The following is a 23,893-nucleotide window of genomic DNA, read 5'->3' as shown; positions in this document are numbered from 1 at the left end:
ATGGGATTGCGGCAGTTTTGCGGCATTTGCCGGGAGTATGTAAGAGAATTGAAAGATTCTTCTGGTTGAATATTTTGTAAGATACTGGTAGAATGATACCAGGGATATACGGCTCCGGGATAGATCGTAAAGCAGGGGCTGTATGAAAAAAGGCAGAGGGTAAGGAGATGGATTTTATGAAGAAAAAGGGACTGAAGGTACTGACAGCTGCCGCCGTTTTAAGCCTCGGGCTTATGACTATGGAGGCGCTGGCCGCAGAAGGCTGGGCCATGTCTGGCAATACCTGGGTATATATGGACCAGTACGGAAACCGGGTGACCAATGAGTGGAGAAAGGGCGCCGATAATCTGTGGAGATATTTAAACGGAAACGGAGAGATGGCGGTCAGCTGCTGGGCAGACGAGGATTATTTTGTGGATTCCAACGGGATCATGGTGGCCAATAAGTGGGTAAAGACCCGTTCCTATTACGGCGGGGATGAGGACGTCTGGTTTTATTTTGGAAACAGCGGGAAGGTCGTAAAGGACGGCTGGAAGAAGATCGACGGAAGGAATTATCTGTTTGATTCCGAAGGCGTGATGCAGACCGGCTGGACAGAGGACAATCTGTATTATCTGGGCAGCGACGGAGCTATGAAGACTGGCTGGAGATACCTGGAGCCGCCTTATGACGAGGATGAGGACGATTATACCTACGGTCCGGAGAGCGACGACGGCCAGTACTGGTATTATTTTGCTCCCAGCGGAAAGAAGTACTGCACCTCCACCGGAGACGAGGAGGGCGAGTACCGGGTCAGCCGGATCGACGGAAAATATTACTGCTTTGATTCCACCGGAAAGATGCAGACCGGCTGGGTGTATATGGATGGAGATCCGGATTCTGCCAGCTCCAATACCATTGAGCACTGGCGGTATTTCGCGGAGCCTGAGATCAAAAATGCCAAAGTAGGAGCCGCCATCAGTGGATGGCTTTCCCTGGAGCCGCCGGAACGGCTGCTGGACAACGTGGACGAGTCGGTGGAATGGTACTACTTTAATAAAGACGGAGAGCCCAAGACAGGACCGGAGTTTGGGGAAGCCTCCACCGATGATTTCGTAAGGATCGATGGAAAGAACTATCTGTTTGACAAGCGGGGCAATCCGGTGAAGGGGCTCCATAAGGTGGAGATCGGGGACACAGGAGAATATACGTCCTACTATTTCGATGAGGATTCCAGGACCGTAGTAAAGGGAAAACGGACCATCGAGGAGGGCGACGGGACCAGGAGCACCTTCTACTTCAACGAGGGAAGCTATGCGGGCCGCGGCTTCACAGGCGTCAGGAGCAATTATCTGTACTATATGGGAAAACTTCAGAAGGCAGATTCTGACAGCCGCTATATGCTGGTGAGCCTTCCGTCCGGCGGCCAGTATAAGACGTATGTGGTCAATACCTCCGGCCGTATCTCAAAGAATACGACTGTAAAGGACAGGGATGGAAACCGCTATAAGGTCAACAGCTCCGGTATCTTAACGGAGATCAACGGTGAAGCCGCTGGAAACGGCCTGCTGGGAGATCCCGTGGAGCCGGTTTACGAAGAATTTGATTAAGGATAACAAACCGCCTGTACCGGGGCCGAGGGGCTCCTGTACAGGCGGTTTTTACGCGGGCCGCGGGTCAAAGTCCGTTTGTTCCTGCACGGGACCTTGCCAGCTGCCGCCATAACCATGAGAAATCCGCGCAGCGTGCTTCTTATGATTTATATGACGATGGATGGATTCTTTTCTTTTAAAAACCGGCAGAGATCATCCCATACCTGGCCGCCGTCCGGATCCCGGAAGGGAATACAGAGATTTTCTCCGGTAAATACGGCCATGATCCCGTCCTGGCAGGCGATCCGGTTGATCCGGCTGTAATAAACGGGAATGAGCTTCTGGTCCTTCTGACGGACGATGGAAAAGTAGTTTTCGTAAAAGCAGACCGCAAAGCCGGGGTCACCTCCCAGGATCTGATCCAGCACCGAGGAAAGCCGGCGGACCAGAAAAGCCTTTCCTGCAAGATTAAAGACCAGAAGAAGGAGGGCGGAGCCGGCGTAATAAAGGGCCAGCTTATGGCGGCCCCCAAGGAAAAAGAAAAGGCCTGCGGCGGCAAAGAGGGCGGAAAGCAGGCTGACTGTGACGGAAAACCACCGGGGGAAGACATGTCCCCGGAATTTTTTTACAGCCTCCCTGGTACCGCAGCCCTCGAATATAAATGCTGGTGACATGGAAACCTCCCTGAATGATACCTTATGACATAAGAAGACCGGCATACCCGCGGGAGCATGCCGGTCGGTTTATATCCTAGATCTCTTCTCCGTCAATGAATACGTGCTTTACAACACCCTCAACAGTGAACGGCGTGCCGTCCATGATCACGATGTCAGCGTCCTTTCCTTCCTCCAGGGAACCGACTCTGTCAGCAACGCCAATGTGTTCAGCGGGATTGATGGTGATGGCGCGGAGCGCATCATACTCATCCATACCAGCCTTCATGGCAAGGCCTGCGCATAAGGGCAGGTAGTGGAGCGGGATCACCGGAGCGTCGGTGATGATGGAAACGTGGCAGCCTGCCTTTGCCAGAACGCCGGGGGTCTCCCAGGTCTTGTTCTGAAGCTCAAACTTGCTGGCATGTCCGAAGGTGGGGCCCACAGCCAGGGGAACGTTCTCCTTGGCCAGCTCATCCACGATCATATGGCCTTCTGTTACATGCTCTAAGGTAATATCCAGATCGAACTCTCTTGCAATGCGCAGGGCAGTGCACAGGTCGTTGGCCTGGTGGGCATGTGCCTTTAAGGGGATCTCTTTATTTAATACCGGGATCAGGGCTTCGGATTTCTGGTCGTAAGCCGGAAGCTTGGAAGCATCGTCACCGGCAGCCTCAACCTTTGCCTTATAAAGGGAAGCCTTCTTTAATGCCTCGCGGATCAGGGCAGCGTTGGTCATACGGCTGGTGATGGTGTTCTTCTGGTAGCAGCGCTTCGGGTTCTCACCGAAGGCGCATTTCATTGCAACGGGAAATTTCACGATCATGTTGTCCACGCGTTTGCCGTGGGGCTTCATGGCCACGAAGGTTCCGCCGATGGCGTTGGAGCTGCCTGGGCCAGTTGCCATACAGGTAACGCCGGCCTTTGCCGCCATTTCCATACACGGATCAAAGGGGTTGATACCGTCGATGGAGCGGAGCTGGGGAGTAACCGGATCATTCAGCTCGTTGTAGTCGTGGCCTTCATAGCCGATGCCGTATCCGTCCAGTCCGATGTGGCAGTGGGCCTCTACGAAACCGGGGTATACATTGAGGCCGGAAGCGTCGATGACTTCTGCGCCCTCACTGCTTAAGCCGGCGCCGATCTTTACGATCTTTCCGCCGTCAACCAGGATATCTGCCTGGAGCGGCTCTTTGGAAACAGCAGTATGGAGCGTTCCGTTTTTAATTAAGATCATGGGATAGTTCCTCCTTTTGGACTCACAGGGAGTCTGTTTTTATTCTTACGCAGCCAGGGCTGCGGTTAGAAGCTGGGAAACAGGGATCAGGATACCACATTTACGGGCATTCCCTGAAAATAAGCTTCGATATTTCCGGCCAGGATGGATACCAGCCGTTTTCTGGTCTCCAGACCCTTCCAGCCCATATGGGGCGTCAGGATCACATTGTCCATGGTATAGAGCGGATTTTCGGGAAGCGGGGGCTCCGTTTCCTGCACATCCAGCCCGGCTCCGGCGATCACTCCGGTCTTTAAGGCCTCGATCAGCGCCGGTTCGTCCACCAGGGCTCCCCGGGAAGTATTGATAAGGAAAGCCGTGGGCTTCATCATGGACAGGGTCTCCCGGTTGATCAGGTGTCTCGTCTCCGGAGTCAGGGGACAGTGGAGGGAGACATAGTCGCTTTCCCGGAGAAGCGTTGGAAGATCCACGTAGTGAACGCCGTCTGCATCCTCCCGGAAGGTCCGGGTATGGGCCAGGATCTTCATGTCCATGGCCTGGGCGATCTTTATGACCTCCCGGCCGATGTTTCCGGCTCCTATGATGCCGAGCACCTTATTGTTGACCTCCACATGGCTTACCTGGAGATTTTTTGTGAAATTGTCATGGCAGCCTCTGGCCAGCATCTTCATTTGGAGCTGCATGGATGAGCTTAAGTTCAGGATCATCATAACAGCCGTATGGGCTACCCGTTGGGAGCTGTATGCCGGGATGTTGCAGACCGTGATCCCCTTCTGGCGGGCAGCCTCCAGATCCAGATTGTTGTATCCGGTCCCGGCTTCGCAGATCAGCTTCACGGAATCTGGAAACTGGCGGATCAGATCCCCGCTTACGGGCATTTCCTTGGTGACCACCACTGCCGCTTCCTGGATCCGGGAGAGAAGCTGGTCCTGGTCCGTATCATCATAAACAGTCACGTCCTCAGACAGGACAGAGAAATCAAGATTTCCGTCAAAATTCATTTTGGCGGCATTTAAGACCACGGTTTTATGATTCATGAGCGTCCTCTCTCAAAACTTATTTTGTACCTATTGTAGCATAAATTTTCCAATAAGGAAATGTTTTTTGTATAAAACTTCTTAAAAGTCTCTGTATCAGCTGCGCTTTTCGTAGTCGTTCAGGGCGTCAATGGCCTGCTTCGACAGCGGGAAGATCACCAGCATATTAAAGATGGTCATAAGGCCGATGCCCACGTCGCCCAGGTCCCATACAAAGGTGTAGGCAGCCATGCCGCCCACAAACAGCATGACCAGGGCCAGGAGCTTATAGGCTGTCTGGGAAAGCCAGTTGTCGCCGAACAGGTAGGCCACATTGGAGCGGGCATAAAACAGGATCCCGATGAAGGTGGAGAAGCTGAACAGCCAGAGGGTGACGGCGATGAAGATAACGCCGAAGGAGCCCAGATGGTAATTCATGGCCGCCTGGAGAAGATCCATGCCCTCCAGACCGTTTATGAGATCTGCCGGAGCCAGGAGCATGATAAAGGCTGAGCAGCTGCAGATCACGATGGTGTCGATGATAACGCCAAAGGCCTGCATCAGTCCTGCTTTGGCCGGATGATCCACATCGGCTGCGGCAGAGGCACAGGGAGCCGATCCGGAGCCGGCTTCATTGGAGAAAAGGCCGCGCTTGACTCCGTTCATGAGAACAGCGCCGAAGCCGCCGGCAGCCACCTGGCGGAGACCGAAGGCCTCGGAAAAAATATGATGGAAGACCGCCGGAAGCTGTCCGATGTTTTTAAAAATAATAAACAGGGTGATGAAAAAGTAGCAGCCAGCCATAATGGGGACCATAATATCCAGGACCTTGACCGTGGCATTTTTTCTCAGTACGATCACAGCCGCCAGAAGCACCAGAAGGATGGTGGTATAAAGAGGCGGGATGTGGAAGGCGTTGGAAAATGCCGTGGATACAGAGTTGCTGATCACCTGGCTGATGCCGCACCAGCAGATCAGGCCGGAAATGGCAAACAGGACGGCGATCAGGGAGTAACGGGGCTTTGTCTGGCTTTTGCGGGTGAAAAAGTTATGGATATAATAGGCAGGACCGCCCCGGTAGCCGCCGTATAAGGGATCCTTTTCTTTATGGAGCTGTGCCAGGGTGGCCTCCACAAAGGCTGTGGAGGAGCCTAAAAGGGCTGTGACCCACATCCAGAATACGGCTCCCGCGCCGCCGGCGGAGATGGCGGCCACCACGCCCACCAGATTTCCCATGCCCACACGGGTGGCAGTGGCGATGATCAGGGTCTGGAAGCCGGAAATGGAGTTTTTCTGGGAAGAGGTCCGTTTTTCCACGGCAGTCTTCAGCATTTCGGGGAAGAGACGCACCGGAAGAAAGCGGGTGCGCGCCGTAAAAAAGATCCCGGCGGGGATCAGCAGAAGTACCAGGAGCGACAGACCCAGAGAGCCGCCGCCGGGCAGCGGGATCGTAACCAGATCGCCCCATAGAAGGTTGTAGATGGTTGTGATAAGCTTCATGATAGTTTTCTCCTGTAAAGTGTTATGCTTTAAAGTTATAGAAGGTATTATACTACACAGACAGGGAAAAGGGAAGGGGGATCCGTGTCTGAAGGAAGATTCCTGCGCATCTTCATCTGCGGGAGCGTAAGAATCCTGTAAGAATTTTGTTTTCCATAGTACTTGACATTGCATAGTAGTAGATATAATATAGTATTACGAAAGAGAAAGGCCGGGAAAGGAAGGGTGGACAGATGAATGCGCAGTTAAAAAAAGGCGTCCTGGAGCTGGTGGTCCTGGAATCGGTCCGGCAGAGGGATATGTACGGCTACGAGCTGGTGGAGGAGGTGTCCAAGGTGGTGGACGTCAATGAGGGAACCATTTATCCTCTTCTTAAGCGTCTGACCAACGAGCGGTATTTTGAAACGTATCTGCGGGAATCCACAGAGGGACCGCCCAGAAAATACTACCATCTGACGGCGGCCGGGGTCTTGTACCGGGACACGCTGGAGAAGGAATGGAATGAGCTGACGGAAAAAGTAGGAGCATTTTTGGAGGGGTGTAAGAATGGATAAAAACACATTTATGAGAGAGCTGGAGCGGTCACTTTCCGTGCTCCAGGAATCAGAGCTCAGGGATATATTAAGCGAATATGAGCAGCATATTGATATGAAGGTAAAAAGCGGGCTGTCGGAGGAGGAGGCCATTGCGGATTTTGGAAGTATTCCGGAGTTGACGGCGGAGATCCTGGAGGCCTACCATGTACGGGCCGATTTCGGCCCGGGACAAAGGGACGGAGACGGCTGGAGAGCAGCGGAAGACGGCCGGAACGATGGGGACGGATCCAGCGAAGACCAGGGAGACGGAGAAAAAGAACGCCGGGCGGCGTCGGAAACGTGGAAGGCCAGGGCAGCCGGGTCTGGAAAGAAAGCAGCCGGATTTTTTTCGGAGCTGGGAAGACGGGCCGTAAGGCTTGCCAGGCGGACCGGCAGATGGTTTTCGGGCGTTTTTGTATTCTGGAAGGAGCTGCTTGGGCGTCCATTCCGGCGATTTTCCAGACTTTGGAAGCAGCGGAGGGAGGAACGGCTGTATCGGACCGATGGAAGTATGGAGATGGAAAATGCCGGAAAGAAGAGAGGAAACGCCGGAGTATCTTTAGGAAGGACCGCCGGTTCCTTTGGACGCAGGCTGGCAGGTATGGCAAAACGGTGCTTTAACAGTCTGATCCGGCTGACCGCCTGGACTGCCAGGCTTTTCTGGAACGGGGTCTGGATCTTCCTGGCAGGCTGTATGGGCGGTACAGGACTTATGTTTTTATTCTGTCTTGGAGTTCTGGCCGTGCTGATGGTCCAGGGATATCCGGTGGCCGGAGTGACCCTGGGCTGTCTGGGAGCGACGGTGAGCCTGTTTTCTGCCGCCGGTCTGGGCATGACCCTTCGCTGGAAAAAGCAGAAAAAAGGACCGGGAGCCGTTTCCCAATGGGAGAATGGGGAGGCAGAAGAGGAAGCGTCTGCAGGAACGGAGGCGGCTGGAGAGGAGAACCGGGCGGAGAGCTGGAAGGAGAGCCAGGAAGAGATACGGGAAGAGACATGGAAGGTGAACCAGGAGGAGATCCGGGAAGAGGAATGGAAAGAGAGCCAGACAGATATCCCGGCGGAACCAGAGCATGAAAGCGGATGCGGAAAGGAAGGCGGGCAGTATGCGTAGGATACAGAAGATTTTATTTGGGACATTCCTGGGAGGCGTCCTGCTCTGCGGTGTCGGGGCAGGAACTGCGCTGGTGGAATACTCGTCCTTTACATATGCGGGGGAGAAGAAGATCGGCTGGGAGGATCTGGAGACGAAGAATCTGGATTTTTCATTTGACCGGCAAAAAGGCAGCCTGATCGTGGACACAGGCTTCTGGGGACGGAGAGTCAGCGATGGGATCGAGGCCGATCCGGCGGTTCCGGAGGGGATCATCCGGTATGAGGTCACTTATAATAAGAAGCGGGTGGAGCCGTTCCTGGAGTTTTATGAATTCCTGGAGGGGCCTGGAGCGGAGAGCACAGAGGCTTCCGGAGAAGGGCTGACGGGAGGGCCGGGAGAGACAGCCGGAGAAGATAAAGAAAATCCGGAAAACCTGGAAATTCCAGAAAATTCGGAAAATCCAGATGATCCGGAAGATCCAGGCGGGGACGGCGGACAGACCAAAGAAAAGACGGCCGGGGAGCCTCAGGGACGTCTGGAGCTCATGGCCTCCAGCCGGGGAGGCGACCTGGAGATCTTTATGGAATGTAAGGACGAATTTTTAAAGGAAGTGAAAGAGAAACGGATCTCCAGCTATGAGCCGGCGTATATCACAGAGGTGCGGATCCTGGTGAATCCGGCTGACATGGAGGCAGTGGAAGAAAACAGATAAAATTGACCGGGGACGCGTATTGTGCTACAATAAGGAAGGCGGCCTCCCACAGATGTAAGAGGCATACGCCAGAGACGGAAGATGCGGAGGCAGAATATGAACGTAAGAAAAGAACTGGTCCAGGGGCTTAGGGATGGCTTCCCCATTGGGCTTGGATACGCGCCGGTGGCGTTTACCTTTGGATTTATCGCGGTTTCCGGGGGACTTCCCCTGTGGGCGGCGGCGCTGATCTCCTTAACGAATCTGACCAGCGCCGGACAGTTTGCAGGCACGAACCTGATCCTCCAGGGAGCCGGATACATCGAGGTGGCCATGACCACCTTTGTGATCAACATCCGCTACATGCTCATGTCCCTGTCCCTGGGACAGCGGCTGGAGAAGGGAACGGGGATCCTTTCCAGAATGGGCTTTGGCTTTGGGATCACAGACGAAACCTTTGTCATGGCGTCCCTGAAGCCTGGGATCCTCCGGGCGCCCTATCTGTTTGGACTGATCCTATTCCCGATCCTGGGCTGGAATCTGGGTACGATCCTGGGCGGAAGCATTTCGGCAGTGCTGCCGGAAGCCCTCCAGAATGCCATGGGGATCGCTTTATACGGTATGTTTATTGCGCTGATCGTACCGGCCTCCCGGGATTCCATTCATGTATTTCTGATCGTTGTGATGGCAGTGGCGGCCAACTGTATGTTAAAATATATCCCTGTATTTTCCTTTATCTCCCCGGGCTTCCGGATCATCCTGTCCACAGTGGCTGGAGCCGGACTGGGAGCGGCCCTGTTCCCCAGGGACGAGGCGGAATACGTGAAAAAGGAGGGGGAGACGGAGTAATGGAATCGCTTGATATGAAGCGGGCAGTGATCTGTATATTTCTCATGGCGCTGGTGACGTACGTGCCCCGGGTACTGCCCCTTACAGTTTTCAGAAAACAGATCAGGTCCAGATATATACGGTCGTTCCTGGATTATACGCCCTATGCGGTACTGGGGGCCATGACCTTTCCGGATGTGTTCACATCCACAGGAAATCTTGTTTCGGCCCTGGCAGGAACGGCGACGGCGTTTGTGCTGAGCTATTACAGGAAGGGACTGGTGACGGTGGCCTGCTCTGCCATCGCAGTCGTGTATATTGTGGAGCTTCTTTTATAGGAACTGGCAGTTTTGGGTATCTGAGGAGGTGTTTTGCATGCTGGTATTAAAGGGATCAGAAGCGGCGGCAAGGATCAAAAAAGAGGTGCAGGAAATGGTGGAAGGGCTTGGAGGCCATGTTCCCACGGCGGCCATCGTCCGGGTCGGCGAGAGGCCGGACGATCTGTCGTATGAGAGGAATGTGATGAAAAAGATCGCATCCTTTGGCATGGAGGCCCGGTCCTTTGCATTTCCGGAATCCATTAGCGAAGGGGAGTTCCAGGCAGAATTCCAGAAGATCAATGACGATCCTTCCATCGACGGGATCCTGTTATTCTGTCCTCTGCCGCGCCACATGAACGGCCGTACCTTTGAGGAGCTGATCCGGCCGGAGAAGGATCTGGACGGTATCAGTCCGGTGAACCGGGCCAGGATCTTTGCGGGAGAGAAGGACGGCTTTGCCCCATGTACGGCGGAGGCGGTCATTGAGATCCTAAAGACCTACCAGATCCCCATGGAGGGAAAGCGGGCCGTGGTGGTGGGCCGGAGCATGGTGGTGGGACGGCCGCTGTCCATGCTGTTTTTAAAGGAAAACGCCACAGTCACCGTCTGTCATACGAAAACGGCGGATCTGAAAGCCGTGTGCCGGGAGGCGGATATCCTGGTGGCGGCGGCCGGTAAGGCGGGAATGATCTCCGGGGAGTTTGTGAAGCCCGGCGCAGTGGTGGCTGACGTGGGGATCAATGTGGATGAAAACGGAGCCCTTAAGGGCGATGTGGAGTGGGACGGATTGGAAGCCGCAGCGGCCGCCGCCACACCGGTGCCTGGGGGCGTGGGCTCTGTGACAACGGCAGTGCTGTGCCGTCATCTGGCGGAGGCGGCCCTGCGGAAATATGGAGCGGAGCAGGCGCAGAACTGAGCAGACTGAATAAAAATCTCCTGGAAATGGCATACTGGTTACAGGTAATCTATTTTCAGGAGGTTTTTTATGTGGGGAATTCTGGTGGCGCTGATCTCGGGGGCGCTCATGAGCCTTCAGGGCGTCTTTAACACGGAGGTCACAAAGCAGAGCAGTATCTGGGCAGCGGCCGGCTGGGTCCAGGCCACGGCGCTTATTACGTGTGTGGTCCTTTATTTCTGTACGGGCCGCGGAGAGATCTGGGGCATGTTTTCCATAGACAGAAAATACATGCTGCTGGGCGGAGTCATGGGCGCGTTCATCACATGGACGGTCATTAAGAGCATGGACGGGCTGGGACCGGCCAGGGCCACGCTGCTGATCGTGGTGACGCAGATCCTGGTCTCTTATGTGGTGGAGGTGTTTGGGATGTTCGGAGTGGAGAGGGCCGGGTTTGAGTGGAGAAAGCTTCTGGGAGCCGCTGTTGCCATTGCCGGGATCATTGTGTTCCGCTGGTAAGGGCAGAGAGAAAGTTTTCAAAAATAGACTTGTTTTTGGCCGGTGGTTTGGATAGAATAGAAGAAGGCAGAGCAGTATCTTCCGGAATATTTTTCGGGAGGTGCGAATATGGCAAAAGGATACTGGAAGGCCGTTCTGGCAGCGGCTTTTTTCATAGTGGCCGGAGTCTGCTACGGCGGTTCTCTTTTCCGGGAGGGAAGCATAGTCCTGGAAGGGGAGACGGCGGCCGGAGGGGCCGGGGTGCAGACGGCGGACGGGGCAGAAGGAAGCGGCCCATGGGCCGGTGAAGGGGCGGGCAGCCCTGGGACCCATGGAGCAGAAGCCGGTCCAAATACAGAAACAGAAAGCGCCCGGGCAGAGGTTGAAAGGCCCGGGTACTTTGTACATATCTGCGGCCAGGTGAAGGAGCCGGGCGTTTATGAGCTGCCGGAGGGAAGCCGCGTGTACGAGGCTGTGGAGGCGGCCGGAGGCTTTACAGAGGAAGCGGCTGCCGAAGCCTTAAATCTGGCAGAGAAGATCACGGACGGAATGAAGATCACTGTATATGACCGGGAAGAGGCCAGGACCCTGGAAGCATCCGGGACGTCTGAAGGCGGAGGTCCGGGATCCAGCGGGCTTGTGAACCTTAATACAGCCAGTAAGGAAGCGCTGATGACCTTGAGCGGGATCGGCGAATCAAAGGCGGAGGATATCATCCGTTACCGGGAAGAATCCGGAGGCTTTAAAAAGATAGAAGATATCATGAAGGTCCCTGGCATCAAGAATGCTGGTTTTCAGAAGATAAAAGACAGGATAACAGTTTGAGTGGAGGAGAAAATGGCAAGAGTTCTGGTTGTTGACGATGAAAAACTGATCGTAAAGGGCATCCGGTTCAGTCTGGAACAGGATGGAATGGAAGTAGACTGCGCATATGATGGAAACGAGGCGATCGAAAAGGCGAAGGAAAGGGAGTACGATGTGGTGCTCCTGGATGTGATGCTGCCCGGCCATGACGGGTTTGAGGTCTGCCAGGCGATCCGGGAGTTTTCTGAGATGCCTATTATCATGCTGACCGCCAAGGGCGGGGACATGGATAAGATCCTGGGCCTGGAATATGGAGCCGACGATTATATCACCAAGCCCTTCAATATCCTGGAGGTAAAAGCCAGGATCAAGGCTATCATGCGCCGGAACTCCAGAAGGAATGGGAAAAACGGACGCCAGGAGGATCATATGGTGGTGTGCGGCGATCTGAAGCTGGACCGGGAAGGAAGACGGGTTTTCATCCAGGAAAAAGAGATCAAGCTGACCGCCAAGGAGTTCGACCTTCTGGAGCTTCTCGTGACCAACCCCAATAAAGTATACAGCCGCGAGGCCCTTCTGGGCTACGTCTGGGGCAACAAAGCCATGGACAACGGAGACGTGCGCACCGTAGACGTCCACGTCCGCCGTCTGAGAGAAAAGATCGAGCCCAGCCCCAGCGACCCCAAATACGTCCACACCAAATGGGGAGTGGGATACTACTTCCGCGCATAGCAATGAGCAGTGCGAAAAAACACAGCCCGAGATCTGCGTCATGCTTGCATGAAAGCAGATCGCCGGCTGCGTTTTTTCATAGGGCGAACGCCCGCGAGCCAGGGGAAGCCTCCGGCTTTCCCTGGCTTGGCACTGCGTAGTCTATCATCCCAATCCCGGCATCATGCCCGCATGAAAGCAGATCGCCGGCCTCATTTTTTCATAGGGCGGCACTGCGTAGTCCATCATCCCAATCCCCCCAACCCCACCTTCAAAGGAGATCACCATGCAAAATACAAACATCAAAACAGACATCAAAATCATCCAGGCCTCTCCCGCGGACCTTGACGCCGTCACCGCTGTGGAGGCCGTCTGCTTCCCCGCCGCCGAGGCGGCGGGCCGCCAGTCCTTTGCCCATCGTCTGGCCGCGTTCCCGGAGTCCTTTTTCCTGGCCGTACACGACGGACAGATCATAGGCTTTATCAACGGCTGTGTGACCAATGAGACCACCATCCGGGACGAAATGTATGAGGACAGCAGCCTCCACGACCCTAAGGGCGCATATCAGAGCATTTTCGGCCTGGACGTGCTGCCGGAATACAGAAACTGCGGCATTGCCGCCCTGCTCATGGAGCATATGATCGGAGACGCCAGAGCCAAAGGCCGCAGAGGCCTGATCCTAACATGCAAGGACCGACTGATCCATTACTACGAGAAATTCGGCTATAAAAACATGGGCGTATCCGCCTCGGTCCACGGCGGGGCAGTGTGGTACGATATGCTTTTGGAATTTGAGGACCAGAAATCATGAGGATCACGCTGATCACCGTAGGGAAAATCAAAGAAAAATTTTACCAGGACGCCATAAGCGAATACGCCAAGCGCCTGAGCCGTTACTGTAAGCTGGATGTGATCCAGGTGACCGACGAAAAGACGCCGGATGGAGCCAGCGAGGCCCTGGAGACCCAGATCAAAGAAAAAGAAGGAAAACGGATCCTGGAAAATATCAAGGACGGCAGCTTCGTCATCGCCCTTGCCATCGACGGGGCCATGCTGGATTCGGTGGAGCTGGCGGGAAAGATCGAAAAATGGGGGATCTCCGGCGTGAGCCAGCTGGTGTTCATCATCGGCGGCTCCCTGGGACTGTCAAAGGAGGTGCTTTCCCGGGCCGATTATAAGCTGAGCTTTTCCAAAATGACCTTTCCCCATCAGCTGATGCGGGTCATTCTGCTGGAGCAGATCTACCGCAGCTACCGGATCATCCAGGGAGAACCATACCATAAATAATGCCAGGGGCGAACCACAAGCCCGTCTCCCGGCCATGCCGGAAGACCAAACAGACAGCGGGGATACGATGAAAACGATCGCGATCATAGATGATGATATCCATATTGGAGATATGCTGGAGGAGATCCTGACAAAGGAAGGCTATTCCGTTCTCCGTGCCTACTCAGGCACAGAAGCGCTGTATCTCCTGTCAAATAAAAAAATGGATCTGGTGCTGCTGGATCTGATGCTGCCCGGACTTTCCGGCGAGGAGGTTCTGCCGCATATTGGGAAGATCCCTGTGATCGTTCTCAGTGCAAAGGTGGATGTGCAGGATAAGGTAAACCTTCTGCTGGGAGGCGCAGCAGATTATATGACAAAGCCCTTTGACACCAAGGAACTTCTGGCCCGCATTACGGTCCAGCTCCGCAGGGCAGAGCAGCATGGGCAGAGCGGTGTTCTTTCTGTTGGAGATCTGGCGCTGGATACAGAGACGTTTTCTCTGACAGTCCAGGGCCAGGCCGTGAAGCTGACCCGGACAGAATATGCCATTCTGAAGCTTTTGATGGAAAATCCCAGACAGGTCATTGCAAAGAGCGTCCTTCTGGACCGGATCAGCATGGACACGCCGGACTGTACCCAGAGGTCTTTGAAACAGCACATCAGCAACCTGCGTAAGAAATTACAGGCCGTCAGCGGTGGGGATCCCATTGAAACGGTGTGGGGGATCGGGTTCCGGTTAACAGAACAGAAATCCTGACTATATTTTGACGTTTTTCCTGACCACTTTCTTGACTTTTATTTTGTATACTGGAGTCATTAAAGGAGGTAAAAAGTATGCGCTATGTTTTGCAGACCAACAGCCTGACAAAAAAATATAAAAATTTCCAGGCGCTGAACGGCCTTACGATGAATGTTCCCGAAGGCTCGGTCTATGGTTTTGTGGGAAAGAACGGGGCAGGCAAGACCACGCTGATCCGTCTGATCTGCGGACTGCAGGAGCCGTCTTCCGGCGATTTTACTCTTTACGGCATCCAGAGCGGCAGCAGGGACATGTCCAGGGCCCGCCGGCGCATGGGAGCCGTGGTGGAGACACCGGCTGTTTATATGGATATGACGGCGGAAGAGAATCTGAAACAGCAGTATCTTATTCTGGGGCTGCCGTCTTATGATGGGATCCCCGGGCTGCTGAAGCTGGTGGGACTTGAGGACACTGGAAAGAAAAAGGTAAAGAACTTTTCCATGGGCATGAAGCAGCGGCTGGGCATTGCCATTGCCCTTGCCGGGGACCCGGATCTCCTTGTCCTGGATGAACCGGTCAACGGACTGGATCCCCAGGGGATCGTGGAGATCCGTGAGCTGATCTTGAAGCTGAACCGTGAAAGGCGGATCACGGTCCTGATCTCCAGCCATATTCTGGACGAGCTTTCCCGGCTGGCGACCCACTATGGGATCATAGATCATGGCCGCATGGTAAAAGAACTGAGCGCAGAAGAGCTGGATGCTGCCTGCCGCAAGTGTATCCGCATGGAGGTAAGCGATACAGGAATCCTGGCCCGTGTCCTGGATTCCATGCACCTGGAGTACAGGATCACCTCGGAAACCACGGCCGACCTGTTTGCAAAGCCCAGTGTAACGCAGCTTGCCGTTTCCCTGGCAGAAGAGGGCTGTGAGGTGCTGTCCATGACGGAGAAGGATGAAAGCCTGGAAAGCTACTATCTTTCCCTGATCGGAGGTGGAAGCCATGATTAGACTGCTTTCTGCCAGCTTATACCGTCTGAAAAAAAGTGCAGCTTTCTGGTCCTGCCTCATTGGAATGCTGGTCATAGCCTCGGTATTTATGGTGATGCAGGCCACCAGTATGGAGTATACGGTCCCCTTAAGCCGGGTGATCTTTCTTCCTCTGAGCTTTTATGGTGTGGCTGCTGCCGCCATGGTCAGCGTATTTACAGGAAGGGACTTTGCCGATGGGTTTATCCGGAATAAGCTGATCTTTTCCAAAAGCCGGAGCCAGGTTGTCCTTTCCCAGCTCGTGACAAGCTGCATTGCCTGCGGCCTGGTCTATTCCGTTACGGTCCTTTATACCTTTGGGACGGCCCGGTTCTTTTTTGAAAATAACGTGGAGCCGGACCTGTTTGCCGGGTATTTTGCCCTGGGCCTCAGCATGAGCGCGGCGATCGCCTGTCTGTTCTGTGTCATTACACTTTTGTGTGGGGACCAGACCCGGGCGGTCGTATGGTGTATGGGGATCTCTTTTGGAATGCTGTTTCTCAGTCTGCACACCAACCAGATCCTGGTGCAGACCCGGTATAAAAACGGGGCCCTGAACCCGCATTACGTGGAAGGAGCAAAAAGAGTCCTGTATGGGATCTTACATGATCTGAATCCGTGCGGGCAGGCCGCCCAGCTTTCCTGCTGGGAGGTATGGGAGCCCATGAGGGCGGTCCTCTGCAATGGGCTGTGGATCCTGGGAACAGCGGCTGCCGGAATCGTTCTGTTTCAAAGAAAAGATATAAAGTAAGAGGGATATTATGGAGCTTCCACAGCTGATCATTCTTGGAGTCCTGCTTCTGATGGCCGTTATCCTGGCTGCAAAGGTTTATTTTCTGCACAGATCCGCAGAGGAGATCGCAAAAGCGTTCCATGACATACGGACGTCGGATACCAACACGCTCATTTCAGTTTCCTCCAGGGACCCGTATATGCGGAGGCTTGCTGCGGATATCAATCTCGAGCTCCGTCTGCTCCGCAAAGAGCGCCGGCGCTGTCAGCAGGGGGACCTGGAATTGAAGGAGGCCGTTGCCGGCCTTTCCCATGACCTGAGAACGCCGCTCACGGCGCTCATCGGCTATCTGGATCTTCTGGAGCAGGAGGAAAACGGCGAAACGGTCAGGCGTTACCTTTCGCAGATCCGCAACCGGACAGAGGCGCTGAAGGATCTGACGGAGGAGCTGTTCCAGTACAGTGTGGCCGCGTCCTCCCAGGAGCTGCATCCGGAGCCTGTGGATGTGGTCGGGGCGCTGGAGGAAAGCCTTCTGTCGTTTTACGGCGTCATGCAGGAAAAAGGCATAGAGCCTGTGATCCATCTGCCGGAAGCTCCTGTCTGCCGCAGTCTGGATATAAGTGCGGTGAACCGCATTTTCTCCAATATCGTCAGCAACGCCCTTAAGTATTCAGACGGGGATCTCTTCGTCTGCATGGATCTGGACTGTGGAATTTCTTTTATCAATACGGCACAGAACTTAAACGCCGTCGCCGTGGGAAGAATGTTTGATAAATTTTATACAGTGGAGGCCAACAGAAATTCAACAGGCCTCGGATTATCCATAGCAAAAATCCTGACCGAGCGGATGGGCGGCAGCATTGAGGCAGAGTACAGCGAGGGAAAATTAAGGATCCGGATCCGGTTCCCAGAGGCTGGAAAACTGCTGGAGTGAGCCGTTCCCTCTCTGGCACGCTGGCACGCCCGATGGTGCCGCCGGCTGCCAGGAATGGGCCGCTCCCTTTAAAACCTTTCTTAAAATCAAAACCCATAGCTTTACCCCTGTCTGATTCAAAGTTTTCATTGTACATGATCGGATCCTTTATTCTGCAAGAACTGCTGTTGCCATGAGCATTTCATGATCTAAACATCCCCCAAGCACAGAACGAAAAGCCATTGCTGCGCCGCAAAATAATTTTTCCTATAAGCCTTCCGGTTAGTCCTGACTGCATAACATCCGCTTTCCTTACCATCCTTTTGTCTGGGAAATTCCATTGGCCCTGCCGGAAATTCAGATTCATAAACCTGTCCCGCCGTCATATACTGAGGTAAAGGAGCGTGAGGAATATGACGGCAGAAGAGCTGAAGCAGATATTTGGACGGGCTGTTCCGGATAGAGGGAAGCTCCAGGAGATCCGCCTGCGGGCGGGGAAGCCGGTGCTGGTCTTTATGGACGGACGGGAATATATGGTGGGCCGGGAGGGGCTTCTGGAGCCGGATGCAGATCTGTCTCCGGTCCTGGCAGATCCGGCGCTGATCCGGGAGATCCTGGGGATCTTTTCCAGGCATTCCCTGTATGCCTTTGAGGATGAGATCCGCCAGGGCTTTCTGACCATCGAGGGAGGCCACCGGGTGGGGATCGCCGGAAAGGCCGTCACCGAAGGCAGCGGTCTGAGGACCATCAGGGATATATCCAGCCTGAATATCCGCCTGGCCCATGAAAAGCCCGGCTGCGGGGATCTGGTGCTCCCCTGGCTCTATGAAAACGGCCGGCTTCAGAATACGCTGATCCTGTCGCCGCCGGGAGCCGGGAAGACCACACTTTTAAGAGACGTGGTGCGCCAGGTATCCAATGGAAACCGGTACGGGCCGGGTCTCCAGACAGCAGTGGTGGATGAACGGTCGGAGCTGGGAGCCTGCTTTAAGGGTGTACCCCAGTGCGATCTGGGAATGCGCACGGATGTGATGGACGGATGTCCAAAGGCCCTGGGAATGGTCATGATGATCCGTTCCATGGCTCCCGGCGCGGTGGCGGTGGATGAGATCGGGGACCGGGAGGATCTGGAGGCGTTAAGATACGTGATGAAATGCGGCTGCCGGATCCTGGCCACGGTCCACGGAAGCTCCCCGGAGGATCTGAAAAAGAAGCCGGTGCTGGCAGAAATGGTCCGGGAAGGAATGTTTTCCCGGTATGTGGCGCTTTCCAGGCGGATGGGGCCGGGAACCGTGGAGGCTGTGTGCGACGGGGAACTGAGGCTGCTGGCGGGAAAGGGGTGCCAGAATGAGGGGAATGGGGCCGGAAGCCTGGAAACAGAAGGAAAAGCGGAGGCTCCGGGAGCATGAGATATATAGGGATCCTTATGATGGCCGGGGCATTGGCTGCGGGAGGCTTCTGGGCCGCAGACCAGTGGAAGGAAAAGCTGGAGCTTTTGCTCCTGTTCCGGCAGATGATGTTTTATTTGAAGGGACAGATCCTGTATGCCAACGCCACCCTGCCGGAAGCGCTCCGGGAGGTGGGAGGACGGTACGCAGAGGGCCGGAGCGGTTTTCTTAAGGAGCCGGGCGCGTTTTTCCTGCGGGTGGCAGAGCGTCTGGAGGAGCAGGGAGACGTGCCGTTTCCTGTGATCTGGAAGGAGGAGGCGGAGCGGTTTCCGCCGGGATTTCCCCTGGAGGCAGGGGACCATAAAAATCTCCTGGCCCTGGGAGAGAATCTGGGCTACGCCCATAAGGACATGCAGGAGCGGACCCTTCTGTTTTATCTGGAGGAGACGGACGGCTCCATCGGGTTTTTAAAGAGGGAAATGGAGAGCCGGACGAAGCTGTACCGGTGCCTGGGCATGGCGGCCGGGCTGTTTCTCATGGTGGTCATGGCGTGAAATGGCATAGGAGGATGGCATGGGTGTAAATCTGATCTTTAAAATTGCGGCAGTGGGGATCCTGGTGTCGGTGATCTGCCAGGTGTTAAAGCACAGCGGAAGGGAGGACCAGGCGTTTCTCACCAGCCTGGCGGGGCTGGTACTGGTGCTCTTCTGGATCGTTCCTTACATATATGAGCTGTTTGAAACCATAAAAAATCTGTTTGCCCTGTGAGGAAGGGGGAAGGCGTCATGACGATCATACAGGCGGCGGTCCTGGGGATCACGGCGGTGGCCCTGGCGGTCCAGCTAAAGCCCCTGCGCCAGGAATATTCGGTGTACCTGATCCTGGCGGCCGGTCTGGTCATTGGCTTTTTAAGTATTTCCAGGCTGGAGCTGATCCTGGACACAGTGCGAGCCATCGGGAGCCAGATCCGGGTGAAGAACATTTACCTGGGAACGCTTTTAAAAATGGTGGGGATCACATACATCGCGGAATTTGCCTCCGGGATCTGCAGGGATGCGGGATTTTCGGCTCTGGGGACCCAGGTGGAGATGTTCGGGAAGCTGTCCATCCTGGCGGTGAGTGCGCCGGTGCTCCAGGCGCTCTTAGAGACCCTCCAGGTGTTCCTGTCATGAGGAGGCAGAAGAAGGTCCTGCGGTTTTTCCTGGCCCTGGCCCTTTTCCTGTGCATGTTTTCCGGTTTGGCCCGGGCGGAGGAGGCAGTGGAGGAGCCCTATGCCCTGGAGGATTTTAATATGGAAGAGATCCAGAGGTTTCTGGACGGCCTGGACCGGGATCAGACAGGCGGCCTGTCCTTTGGCAGCGTCATGAAGGAGATCATGGACGGAAACCTTGGAGGAGTGTTTGGGGAGCTGGCCGGGAGGATCCGGGAGGGATTTTTTTCTGAGATCCGGACCAACGCCAGGTTCGTGGGACAGATCATCCTGCTGGCGTTCATTGGAGCCGTTTTTTCGGGTTTTTCCAATATTTTCGGGTCGGGCCATGTGTCGGAAACGGGCTTTTACGTGGTATACCTTTTAAACATGGTCTTTCTGGCGGCCAGCTTTTTTGCCAGCGTGACCATTGCCGGTTCTGTGGCAGAGGAGCTGATGGAATTCATGCGGGTGCTCCTTCCGGCGTATTTTCTGGCCGTGGCCATGGCGGGCGGCGCGTTCACCTCCACGGCGGTCTGCGGCTTTACCTTTGGAGCCATCGGCGTGGTCCAGGCCGTGGTCTCCGGCGTGCTCCTTCCTCTGATGCGGGTCTATATGATGCTGGTGTTAGCCGGGAACCTTTACAGGGAGGACATGATCTCCAGGACCACAGAGCTTTTGCGGCAGGGGATCTTGTGGACCTTAAAGACCATGTTCGGGATCATCGTGGGCTTCCATGTGATCCAGGGACTGGTGCTGCCCCAGGCGGATGCCTTAAAAAATGCATCGGCCATGCGGCTGGCCCAGATGATCCCAGGCGTAGGGGCCGGAGCAGGAGCCATATCCCAGATGGTCATGGGCTCGGGGATCCTGATAAAGAATACAGCCGGGGCGGCAGCGGTCCTGGTGCTTCTTTTTATGGCGGCGGTCCCGGTCATCAAGCTGCTGGTGCTGATGTTCCTTTATTATATGGCGGCGGCGGTGATGCAGCCGGTCTGCGATAAGCGGCTGGTGGCATGCATGACCGGGGCGGCGGCTGGCCATGGGATCCTTTTAAAGATCGTGGGCTGCTCCCTGGCTTTGTTTTCTGTGACCATCGCCGTTCTCTGTGCGTCCACCAACGCCGTCTGGTATGCGGGGTAGACGGGAAAGGAGGAGGATTGGAAGCAGTATATGAATGGATCCGCAGCCTGGTGTTTTATCTGATCCTGATGACCACGGTCTTAAACTTCCTTCCGGACCGGAAATATGAAAAATACCTGAGGCTTTTTACCGGGATGGTATTCATTCTCCTGGTGTTCGGGCCCCTGGGGGATCTTACAGGGCTGGAGGAGCGCATGGCCGGGGCCTTTGGCCGGATCACCTTCCAGAATGATGTGAAGCTCTTACAGAGGGAGATCGCCGACGCGGACGGGATCCGGATGAAGCGGCTTGCGGACAGCTACCGGCGGGCGGTGGAAACGGATCTTATGACCATGGCGGAGAGTGCCGGTCTGGAATGCAGACAGGCAGAGGCAGTGGTGGAGGAGGATCCGGAGCGTCCGGGCTTCGGTTCAGTGCTGGAGGTGAAGCTGATCGTGGGGATCCCCGGAAGCGGGAGCCCGGGGCCCCTGGAAGGGGATACGGAGGCCTTCCGGGGACAGGGAGCGGAAACCTGGAGCCGGGAGGAAAACGGCCGCGAGGCTGGGCTGGAGCGGCGCAGAAGGGCCAACCGGGAGATCGGAAATCTGAAAATAAGGATAGGAGAGTATTATGGAGTGGAAGAAGGACGGATCCGGATCGATCTGGAGGATGAATAAGGAAAAGCTGATCTTTGTATTCTGCTCCGGGCTGCTGCTGTTCGTGCTTTCCATGCCGGGGACAGAAAAGGAACGATCCCTTGAGGCGGCGGCTGTGGGAAGCGGAGGGATGGAAAACATGGACCGGAGCGGAACCGGCCGTCTTCTGGACGGGCCAGCGGACGGGCCGGAGAAAGGGGAACTCCCGGGCCTTTCCGGAGGGGCGCAGGCCGTCTCCGGAGGCAGCGGCGGATCTCTGTATGAAAAGGAGCTGGAGCAGCGGATCGCCGGCCTCCTGGACCGGGTAGAGGGCGTAGGAAAGGCAGATGTGATGGTGGTGCTGAAATCCTCGGAGGAGCGGGTGTTCCATGTGGATAAAAATTCCAGGACCTCAGCCACAGAGGAAAAGGGAGAGGACGGGTGCACCGTAAGGGAGCAGGAACTCTCTGAGAGCACCGTCATGGGCGGCGGGAACCAGGGGCCTGTGGTGGAAAAGGAGCTGACGCCGGAGGTGGCCGGTATCGTAATCAGCGCTGACGGCGGGGGAAACGCCAGTGTGCGTGCGGAAATTTCTGAGGCCATGGAAGCATTATTCGGGCTGCCGGCACATAAGATAAAAGTATTAAAGAGGGTGAAAGAAGGAGTCTGAGGAATGAAACGGATATTCAGGAGAAACCAGGTGATCATCACCACGCTGGCGATCATGATCGCGGCAGCCGGATATTTAAATTATTCTGCAAAAAAGGAGGTGGCGGGCTCGGATGTGTTTGAGGCGGGGATGATGGAGATCTCCGATGAGGACATTCTGGCGGAAAACCAGGCGGTGAACCGGGCGGACGACGGTACCTTAAAGGAGATCCAGAGTCTGGACGGGGAGCTTGAGAGCGCCGGAAGCCTGGACGCAGAGGCCGGAGGGGAGACACAGGCGGCAGACTCTGCGGGAAGCAGTGAACCGGCGGGAAGCGAAACAGAGGCCGCAGGCCTTGAAAATCCCGGGGAGGCGGTGCTCACCGGAGGCACCAGTGTGTCCGAGTACATAGCCGGCGTCCAGCTGAGCCGTGAGCAGATCCGGGCGAAGAATAAGGAGACGCTTATGGAGCTGATCAATAACGGCCAGATCCCGGATACGGAAAAGCAGGCAGCCATCCAGAGTATGATCCGGATGACGGAGATCTCCGAAAAGGAAAATGCGGCGGAGACCCTGCTCCGGGCCAAGGGCTTTGTGGATCCGGTGGTCAGCATCACCGAGGACCAGGTGGATGTGGTGGTCAACGCGGTGACCCTGACCGACCCGGAGCGGGCCCAGATCGAGGATATCGTAAAAAGAAAGACAGAGGTGGGGGCCAACGGCATCGTGATCACGCTGATGGATCTGGCCGAGTAAGGCGGTTCCTGTATGCGCGCCGCAGAAATCTTCTGGAAAAGCCTATGCAAAGTTTTGTGGTTATGGTATAATGTCTGGAAACAGACATTATACCATCGCGCATCTGGTTTCTGCGTTCACCGCAGAAATCCAGGCGCCCAATTCCCCGAAGGGGTACCATGCCTGAAGGACATGGTATAATGTCTGGAGGACATGGTAGGAAAACTATGATCGCAGGAGGTAATCATTGTGGCAGCGGATACAGTAAGAATCAGTCATAAAGTATATGAGAAGGATCAGATCGGTGAGGTACAGATCGCAGACGAAGTCGTGGCAATCATTGCCGGCCTGGCGGCGACAGAGGTGGAAGGCGTGGATTCCATGGCTGGAAACATCACCAACGAGCTGGTTGGAAAGCTGGGAATGAAGAACCTTTCCAAGGGTGTAAAGGTGGATGTAACGGAGGAGCACGTTTCCGTGAGCCTGTCTCTGAATCTGAAGTATGGGTACAGCATCCCCAAGGTATGCGAGGTGGTCCAGGATAAGGTAAAGAGCGCCATTGAAAATATGACGGGACTCATCGTTCTGGATGTGAACATCAAGATCGCTGGCGTAAGCTTGGAGGAAAACCAGTAAGGAATAAACGTAAGGGCCGCTGTCCGCAGAAATTGCGGGCGGCGGCTTTTTTCCTGTGTCCAGAAGCCCGGCGGAAAAACCATAAAAAACACGCTGCGGGGATTCCTCATGGTGATCGCGGCAGCCGCCAGGGTCTCGTGCAGTCACGGACGTTTGCCAGCTGCCCGCGTAAACAAAAAAAGGAGCCTTATCATTTCTGATAAAGCTCCTGTATGACCTGTCCGGGAATCGAACCCGGGTTTACGCCGTGAGAGGGCGTCGTCTTGACCGCTTGACCAACAGGCCGAATCATCAAGCCTGTTTATAATACCATGGATTTCAAAAAAAGCAAGTCTTTTTTAAAAAAAAATAAATTTTTTTTGTCCGCCTGCTGCGTCCAGGAAGCGCCGTGCGTCTGTCCTATGGGGATACTGTTTTTTGCGTCCGTATACATAAAGGTCTTGTGAAACTATGCAGATTCATGTA

At 55.1% G+C, this 23,893-nt stretch carries 29 protein-coding genes and 1 tRNA gene; 25 read left to right on the top strand and 5 right to left on the bottom strand.

Annotation, left to right across the window (positions count from 1 at the left end; translation table 11 throughout):
* The first annotated feature begins 176 nt into the window (after positions 1-176).
* Positions 177-1,589 carry a hypothetical protein gene (locus tag WIH05_RS03420; protein WP_022273399.1) on the top strand — a complete coding sequence of 471 codons (1,413 nt, stop codon included), beginning with the start codon at positions 177-179 and terminating at the stop codon, positions 1,587-1,589.
* Positions 1,590-1,738: 149 nt separating this feature from the next.
* On the opposite strand, the gene WIH05_RS03415 is transcribed toward WIH05_RS03420, so the two are convergent.
* The 4 genes from WIH05_RS03415 to WIH05_RS03400 all read right to left on the bottom strand — a co-directional run bounded on the left by WIH05_RS03415 (position 1,739) and on the right by WIH05_RS03400 (position 5,977).
* Positions 1,739-2,245, bottom strand: a complete 507-nt coding sequence (locus WIH05_RS03415) for a hypothetical protein (RefSeq protein WP_022273400.1) — start codon at positions 2,243-2,245, stop codon at positions 1,739-1,741.
* A 76-nt stretch (positions 2,246-2,321) separates the two neighbouring features.
* Complete coding sequence (locus tag WIH05_RS03410) at positions 2,322-3,461, bottom strand: amidohydrolase (RefSeq protein WP_022273401.1); 1,140 nt, start codon at positions 3,459-3,461, stop codon at positions 2,322-2,324.
* Positions 3,462-3,547: 86 nt separating this feature from the next.
* Positions 3,548-4,498 (bottom strand): NAD(P)-dependent oxidoreductase, encoded by a 951-nt coding sequence (locus tag WIH05_RS03405; RefSeq protein WP_022273402.1) that lies wholly within the window; start codon positions 4,496-4,498, stop codon positions 3,548-3,550.
* A 96-nt stretch (positions 4,499-4,594) separates the two neighbouring features.
* Positions 4,595-5,977, bottom strand: coding sequence for an alanine/glycine:cation symporter family protein (locus WIH05_RS03400; RefSeq protein ID WP_022273403.1), 1,383 nt, complete (start codon positions 5,975-5,977; stop codon positions 4,595-4,597).
* Positions 5,978-6,210: 233 nt separating this feature from the next.
* Between WIH05_RS03400 and WIH05_RS03395 the strand changes: the two genes are divergently transcribed.
* The 24 genes from WIH05_RS03395 (at position 6,211) to WIH05_RS03280 (ending at position 23,428) form a co-directional block, all read left to right on the top strand.
* Positions 6,211-6,531: a PadR family transcriptional regulator gene (locus WIH05_RS03395; protein ID WP_022273404.1), complete on the top strand. Its 321-nt coding sequence runs from the start codon at positions 6,211-6,213 to the stop codon at positions 6,529-6,531.
* Positions 6,524-7,663 carry a DUF1700 domain-containing protein gene (locus tag WIH05_RS03390; RefSeq protein ID WP_022273405.1) on the top strand — a complete coding sequence of 380 codons (1,140 nt, stop codon included), beginning with the start codon at positions 6,524-6,526 and terminating at the stop codon, positions 7,661-7,663. The genes WIH05_RS03395 and WIH05_RS03390 overlap by 8 nt, the downstream gene beginning before the upstream one ends.
* Complete coding sequence (locus WIH05_RS03385; protein WP_022273406.1) at positions 7,656-8,357, top strand: hypothetical protein; 702 nt, start codon at positions 7,656-7,658, stop codon at positions 8,355-8,357. The genes WIH05_RS03390 and WIH05_RS03385 overlap by 8 nt, the downstream gene beginning before the upstream one ends.
* A gap of 96 nt (positions 8,358-8,453) precedes the next feature.
* Positions 8,454-9,185 carry an AzlC family ABC transporter permease gene (locus WIH05_RS03380; protein ID WP_022273407.1) on the top strand — a complete coding sequence of 244 codons (732 nt, stop codon included), beginning with the start codon at positions 8,454-8,456 and terminating at the stop codon, positions 9,183-9,185.
* Positions 9,185-9,502 (top strand): AzlD domain-containing protein, encoded by a 318-nt coding sequence (locus WIH05_RS03375; RefSeq protein WP_022273408.1) that lies wholly within the window; start codon positions 9,185-9,187, stop codon positions 9,500-9,502. The genes WIH05_RS03380 and WIH05_RS03375 overlap by 1 nt, the downstream gene beginning before the upstream one ends.
* Before the next feature lie 37 nt (positions 9,503-9,539).
* Positions 9,540-10,400: a bifunctional 5,10-methylenetetrahydrofolate dehydrogenase/5,10-methenyltetrahydrofolate cyclohydrolase gene (locus WIH05_RS03370; RefSeq protein ID WP_215653273.1), complete on the top strand. Its 861-nt coding sequence runs from the start codon at positions 9,540-9,542 to the stop codon at positions 10,398-10,400.
* 69 nt (positions 10,401-10,469) lie between these two features.
* Complete coding sequence (locus WIH05_RS03365) at positions 10,470-10,898, top strand: DMT family transporter (RefSeq protein WP_022273410.1); 429 nt, start codon at positions 10,470-10,472, stop codon at positions 10,896-10,898.
* Positions 10,899-11,006: 108 nt separating this feature from the next.
* A complete protein-coding gene (locus WIH05_RS03360; RefSeq protein WP_215653272.1) occupies positions 11,007-11,702 on the top strand; it encodes a helix-hairpin-helix domain-containing protein in 696 nt (231 codons plus the stop codon).
* 12 nt (positions 11,703-11,714) lie between these two features.
* On the top strand, positions 11,715-12,413 hold the full coding sequence (locus WIH05_RS03355; RefSeq protein WP_022273649.1) for a response regulator transcription factor: 699 nt from the start codon (positions 11,715-11,717) through the stop codon (positions 12,411-12,413).
* A 265-nt stretch (positions 12,414-12,678) separates the two neighbouring features.
* On the top strand, positions 12,679-13,203 hold the full coding sequence (locus WIH05_RS03350; RefSeq protein WP_215653271.1) for a GNAT family N-acetyltransferase: 525 nt from the start codon (positions 12,679-12,681) through the stop codon (positions 13,201-13,203).
* Entirely contained in the window at positions 13,200-13,679 is a 480-nt protein-coding gene (rlmH, locus tag WIH05_RS03345) for a 23S rRNA (pseudouridine(1915)-N(3))-methyltransferase RlmH (RefSeq protein ID WP_022273647.1), read from the top strand. Before WIH05_RS03350 ends, rlmH begins: the two co-directional genes overlap by 4 nt.
* A 67-nt stretch (positions 13,680-13,746) precedes the next feature.
* Positions 13,747-14,418 carry a response regulator transcription factor gene (locus WIH05_RS03340; RefSeq protein ID WP_262427274.1) on the top strand — a complete coding sequence of 224 codons (672 nt, stop codon included), beginning with the start codon at positions 13,747-13,749 and terminating at the stop codon, positions 14,416-14,418.
* Between the two features lie 77 nt (positions 14,419-14,495).
* Positions 14,496-15,410: an ATP-binding cassette domain-containing protein gene (locus WIH05_RS03335; RefSeq protein WP_022273645.1), complete on the top strand. Its 915-nt coding sequence runs from the start codon at positions 14,496-14,498 to the stop codon at positions 15,408-15,410.
* Complete coding sequence (locus WIH05_RS03330; RefSeq protein WP_022273644.1) at positions 15,403-16,179, top strand: ABC transporter permease; 777 nt, start codon at positions 15,403-15,405, stop codon at positions 16,177-16,179. The genes WIH05_RS03335 and WIH05_RS03330 overlap by 8 nt, the downstream gene beginning before the upstream one ends.
* A gap of 10 nt (positions 16,180-16,189) precedes the next feature.
* Positions 16,190-17,095 (top strand): HAMP domain-containing sensor histidine kinase, encoded by a 906-nt coding sequence (locus tag WIH05_RS03325; protein ID WP_022273643.1) that lies wholly within the window; start codon positions 16,190-16,192, stop codon positions 17,093-17,095.
* 392 nt (positions 17,096-17,487) lie between these two features.
* On the top strand, positions 17,488-18,483 hold the full coding sequence (gene spoIIIAA / locus WIH05_RS03320; protein WP_337424972.1) for a stage III sporulation protein AA: 996 nt from the start codon (positions 17,488-17,490) through the stop codon (positions 18,481-18,483).
* Complete coding sequence (locus WIH05_RS03315; RefSeq protein WP_158357661.1) at positions 18,480-19,016, top strand: stage III sporulation protein AB; 537 nt, start codon at positions 18,480-18,482, stop codon at positions 19,014-19,016. Before spoIIIAA ends, WIH05_RS03315 begins: the two co-directional genes overlap by 4 nt.
* A gap of 19 nt (positions 19,017-19,035) precedes the next feature.
* Positions 19,036-19,230, top strand: a complete 195-nt coding sequence (gene spoIIIAC / locus WIH05_RS03310) for a stage III sporulation protein AC (protein WP_022273640.1) — start codon at positions 19,036-19,038, stop codon at positions 19,228-19,230.
* 17 nt (positions 19,231-19,247) lie between these two features.
* The gene (locus tag WIH05_RS03305) at positions 19,248-19,634 is read left to right on the top strand and encodes a SpoIIIAC/SpoIIIAD family protein (protein WP_022273639.1); all 387 of its coding nucleotides are present in this window, start codon (positions 19,248-19,250) and stop codon (positions 19,632-19,634) included.
* On the top strand, positions 19,631-20,794 hold the full coding sequence (locus WIH05_RS03300) for a stage III sporulation protein AE (protein ID WP_337424971.1): 1,164 nt from the start codon (positions 19,631-19,633) through the stop codon (positions 20,792-20,794). Before WIH05_RS03305 ends, WIH05_RS03300 begins: the two co-directional genes overlap by 4 nt.
* A gap of 17 nt (positions 20,795-20,811) precedes the next feature.
* Positions 20,812-21,450, top strand: a complete 639-nt coding sequence (locus WIH05_RS03295) for a stage III sporulation protein AF (RefSeq protein WP_022273635.1) — start codon at positions 20,812-20,814, stop codon at positions 21,448-21,450.
* On the top strand, positions 21,404-22,078 hold the full coding sequence (locus WIH05_RS03290; RefSeq protein ID WP_337424970.1) for a stage III sporulation protein AG: 675 nt from the start codon (positions 21,404-21,406) through the stop codon (positions 22,076-22,078). The genes WIH05_RS03295 and WIH05_RS03290 overlap by 47 nt, the downstream gene beginning before the upstream one ends.
* A gap of 3 nt (positions 22,079-22,081) precedes the next feature.
* Positions 22,082-22,813, top strand: coding sequence for a SpoIIIAH-like family protein (locus tag WIH05_RS03285; protein WP_022273633.1), 732 nt, complete (start codon positions 22,082-22,084; stop codon positions 22,811-22,813).
* A 228-nt stretch (positions 22,814-23,041) separates the two neighbouring features.
* Positions 23,042-23,428 carry an Asp23/Gls24 family envelope stress response protein gene (locus tag WIH05_RS03280; protein WP_022273632.1) on the top strand — a complete coding sequence of 129 codons (387 nt, stop codon included), beginning with the start codon at positions 23,042-23,044 and terminating at the stop codon, positions 23,426-23,428.
* Between the two features lie 213 nt (positions 23,429-23,641).
* Here WIH05_RS03280 and WIH05_RS03275 read toward each other — a convergent pair.
* A tRNA-Glu gene (locus tag WIH05_RS03275) sits at positions 23,642-23,713 on the bottom strand.
* Between the last annotated feature and the right edge of the window lie 180 nt (positions 23,714-23,893).

Source organism: Alitiscatomonas sp. (assembly GCF_037242085.1).
Classification (GTDB): domain Bacteria; phylum Bacillota; class Clostridia; order Lachnospirales; family Lachnospiraceae; genus Alitiscatomonas; species Alitiscatomonas aceti.
This window is presented reverse-complemented; position numbering and strand designations above follow the sequence as displayed.

Coding starts and splice junctions, on each gene's coding strand:
- WIH05_RS03420 (WP_022273399.1), top strand. CDS start 177: ATGAAGAAAAAGGGACTGAAGGTACTGACAGCTGCCGCCGTTTTAAGC.
- WIH05_RS03415 (WP_022273400.1), bottom strand. CDS start 2,245: ATGTCACCAGCATTTATATTCGAGGGCTGCGGTACCAGGGAGGCTGTA.
- WIH05_RS03410 (WP_022273401.1), bottom strand. CDS start 3,461: ATGATCTTAATTAAAAACGGAACGCTCCATACTGCTGTTTCCAAAGAG.
- WIH05_RS03405 (WP_022273402.1), bottom strand. CDS start 4,498: ATGAATCATAAAACCGTGGTCTTAAATGCCGCCAAAATGAATTTTGAC.
- WIH05_RS03400 (WP_022273403.1), bottom strand. CDS start 5,977: ATGAAGCTTATCACAACCATCTACAACCTTCTATGGGGCGATCTGGTT.
- WIH05_RS03395 (WP_022273404.1), top strand. CDS start 6,211: ATGAATGCGCAGTTAAAAAAAGGCGTCCTGGAGCTGGTGGTCCTGGAA.
- WIH05_RS03390 (WP_022273405.1), top strand. CDS start 6,524: ATGGATAAAAACACATTTATGAGAGAGCTGGAGCGGTCACTTTCCGTG.
- WIH05_RS03385 (WP_022273406.1), top strand. CDS start 7,656: ATGCGTAGGATACAGAAGATTTTATTTGGGACATTCCTGGGAGGCGTC.
- WIH05_RS03380 (WP_022273407.1), top strand. CDS start 8,454: ATGAACGTAAGAAAAGAACTGGTCCAGGGGCTTAGGGATGGCTTCCCC.
- WIH05_RS03375 (WP_022273408.1), top strand. CDS start 9,185: ATGGAATCGCTTGATATGAAGCGGGCAGTGATCTGTATATTTCTCATG.
- WIH05_RS03370 (WP_215653273.1), top strand. CDS start 9,540: ATGCTGGTATTAAAGGGATCAGAAGCGGCGGCAAGGATCAAAAAAGAG.
- WIH05_RS03365 (WP_022273410.1), top strand. CDS start 10,470: ATGTGGGGAATTCTGGTGGCGCTGATCTCGGGGGCGCTCATGAGCCTT.
- WIH05_RS03360 (WP_215653272.1), top strand. CDS start 11,007: ATGGCAAAAGGATACTGGAAGGCCGTTCTGGCAGCGGCTTTTTTCATA.
- WIH05_RS03355 (WP_022273649.1), top strand. CDS start 11,715: ATGGCAAGAGTTCTGGTTGTTGACGATGAAAAACTGATCGTAAAGGGC.
- WIH05_RS03350 (WP_215653271.1), top strand. CDS start 12,679: ATGCAAAATACAAACATCAAAACAGACATCAAAATCATCCAGGCCTCT.
- rlmH (WP_022273647.1), top strand. CDS start 13,200: ATGAGGATCACGCTGATCACCGTAGGGAAAATCAAAGAAAAATTTTAC.
- WIH05_RS03340 (WP_262427274.1), top strand. CDS start 13,747: ATGAAAACGATCGCGATCATAGATGATGATATCCATATTGGAGATATG.
- WIH05_RS03335 (WP_022273645.1), top strand. CDS start 14,496: ATGCGCTATGTTTTGCAGACCAACAGCCTGACAAAAAAATATAAAAAT.
- WIH05_RS03330 (WP_022273644.1), top strand. CDS start 15,403: ATGATTAGACTGCTTTCTGCCAGCTTATACCGTCTGAAAAAAAGTGCA.
- WIH05_RS03325 (WP_022273643.1), top strand. CDS start 16,190: ATGGAGCTTCCACAGCTGATCATTCTTGGAGTCCTGCTTCTGATGGCC.
- spoIIIAA (WP_337424972.1), top strand. CDS start 17,488: ATGACGGCAGAAGAGCTGAAGCAGATATTTGGACGGGCTGTTCCGGAT.
- WIH05_RS03315 (WP_158357661.1), top strand. CDS start 18,480: ATGAGATATATAGGGATCCTTATGATGGCCGGGGCATTGGCTGCGGGA.
- spoIIIAC (WP_022273640.1), top strand. CDS start 19,036: ATGGGTGTAAATCTGATCTTTAAAATTGCGGCAGTGGGGATCCTGGTG.
- WIH05_RS03305 (WP_022273639.1), top strand. CDS start 19,248: ATGACGATCATACAGGCGGCGGTCCTGGGGATCACGGCGGTGGCCCTG.
- WIH05_RS03300 (WP_337424971.1), top strand. CDS start 19,631: ATGAGGAGGCAGAAGAAGGTCCTGCGGTTTTTCCTGGCCCTGGCCCTT.
- WIH05_RS03290 (WP_337424970.1), top strand. CDS start 21,404: ATGGAGTGGAAGAAGGACGGATCCGGATCGATCTGGAGGATGAATAAG.
- WIH05_RS03285 (WP_022273633.1), top strand. CDS start 22,082: ATGAAACGGATATTCAGGAGAAACCAGGTGATCATCACCACGCTGGCG.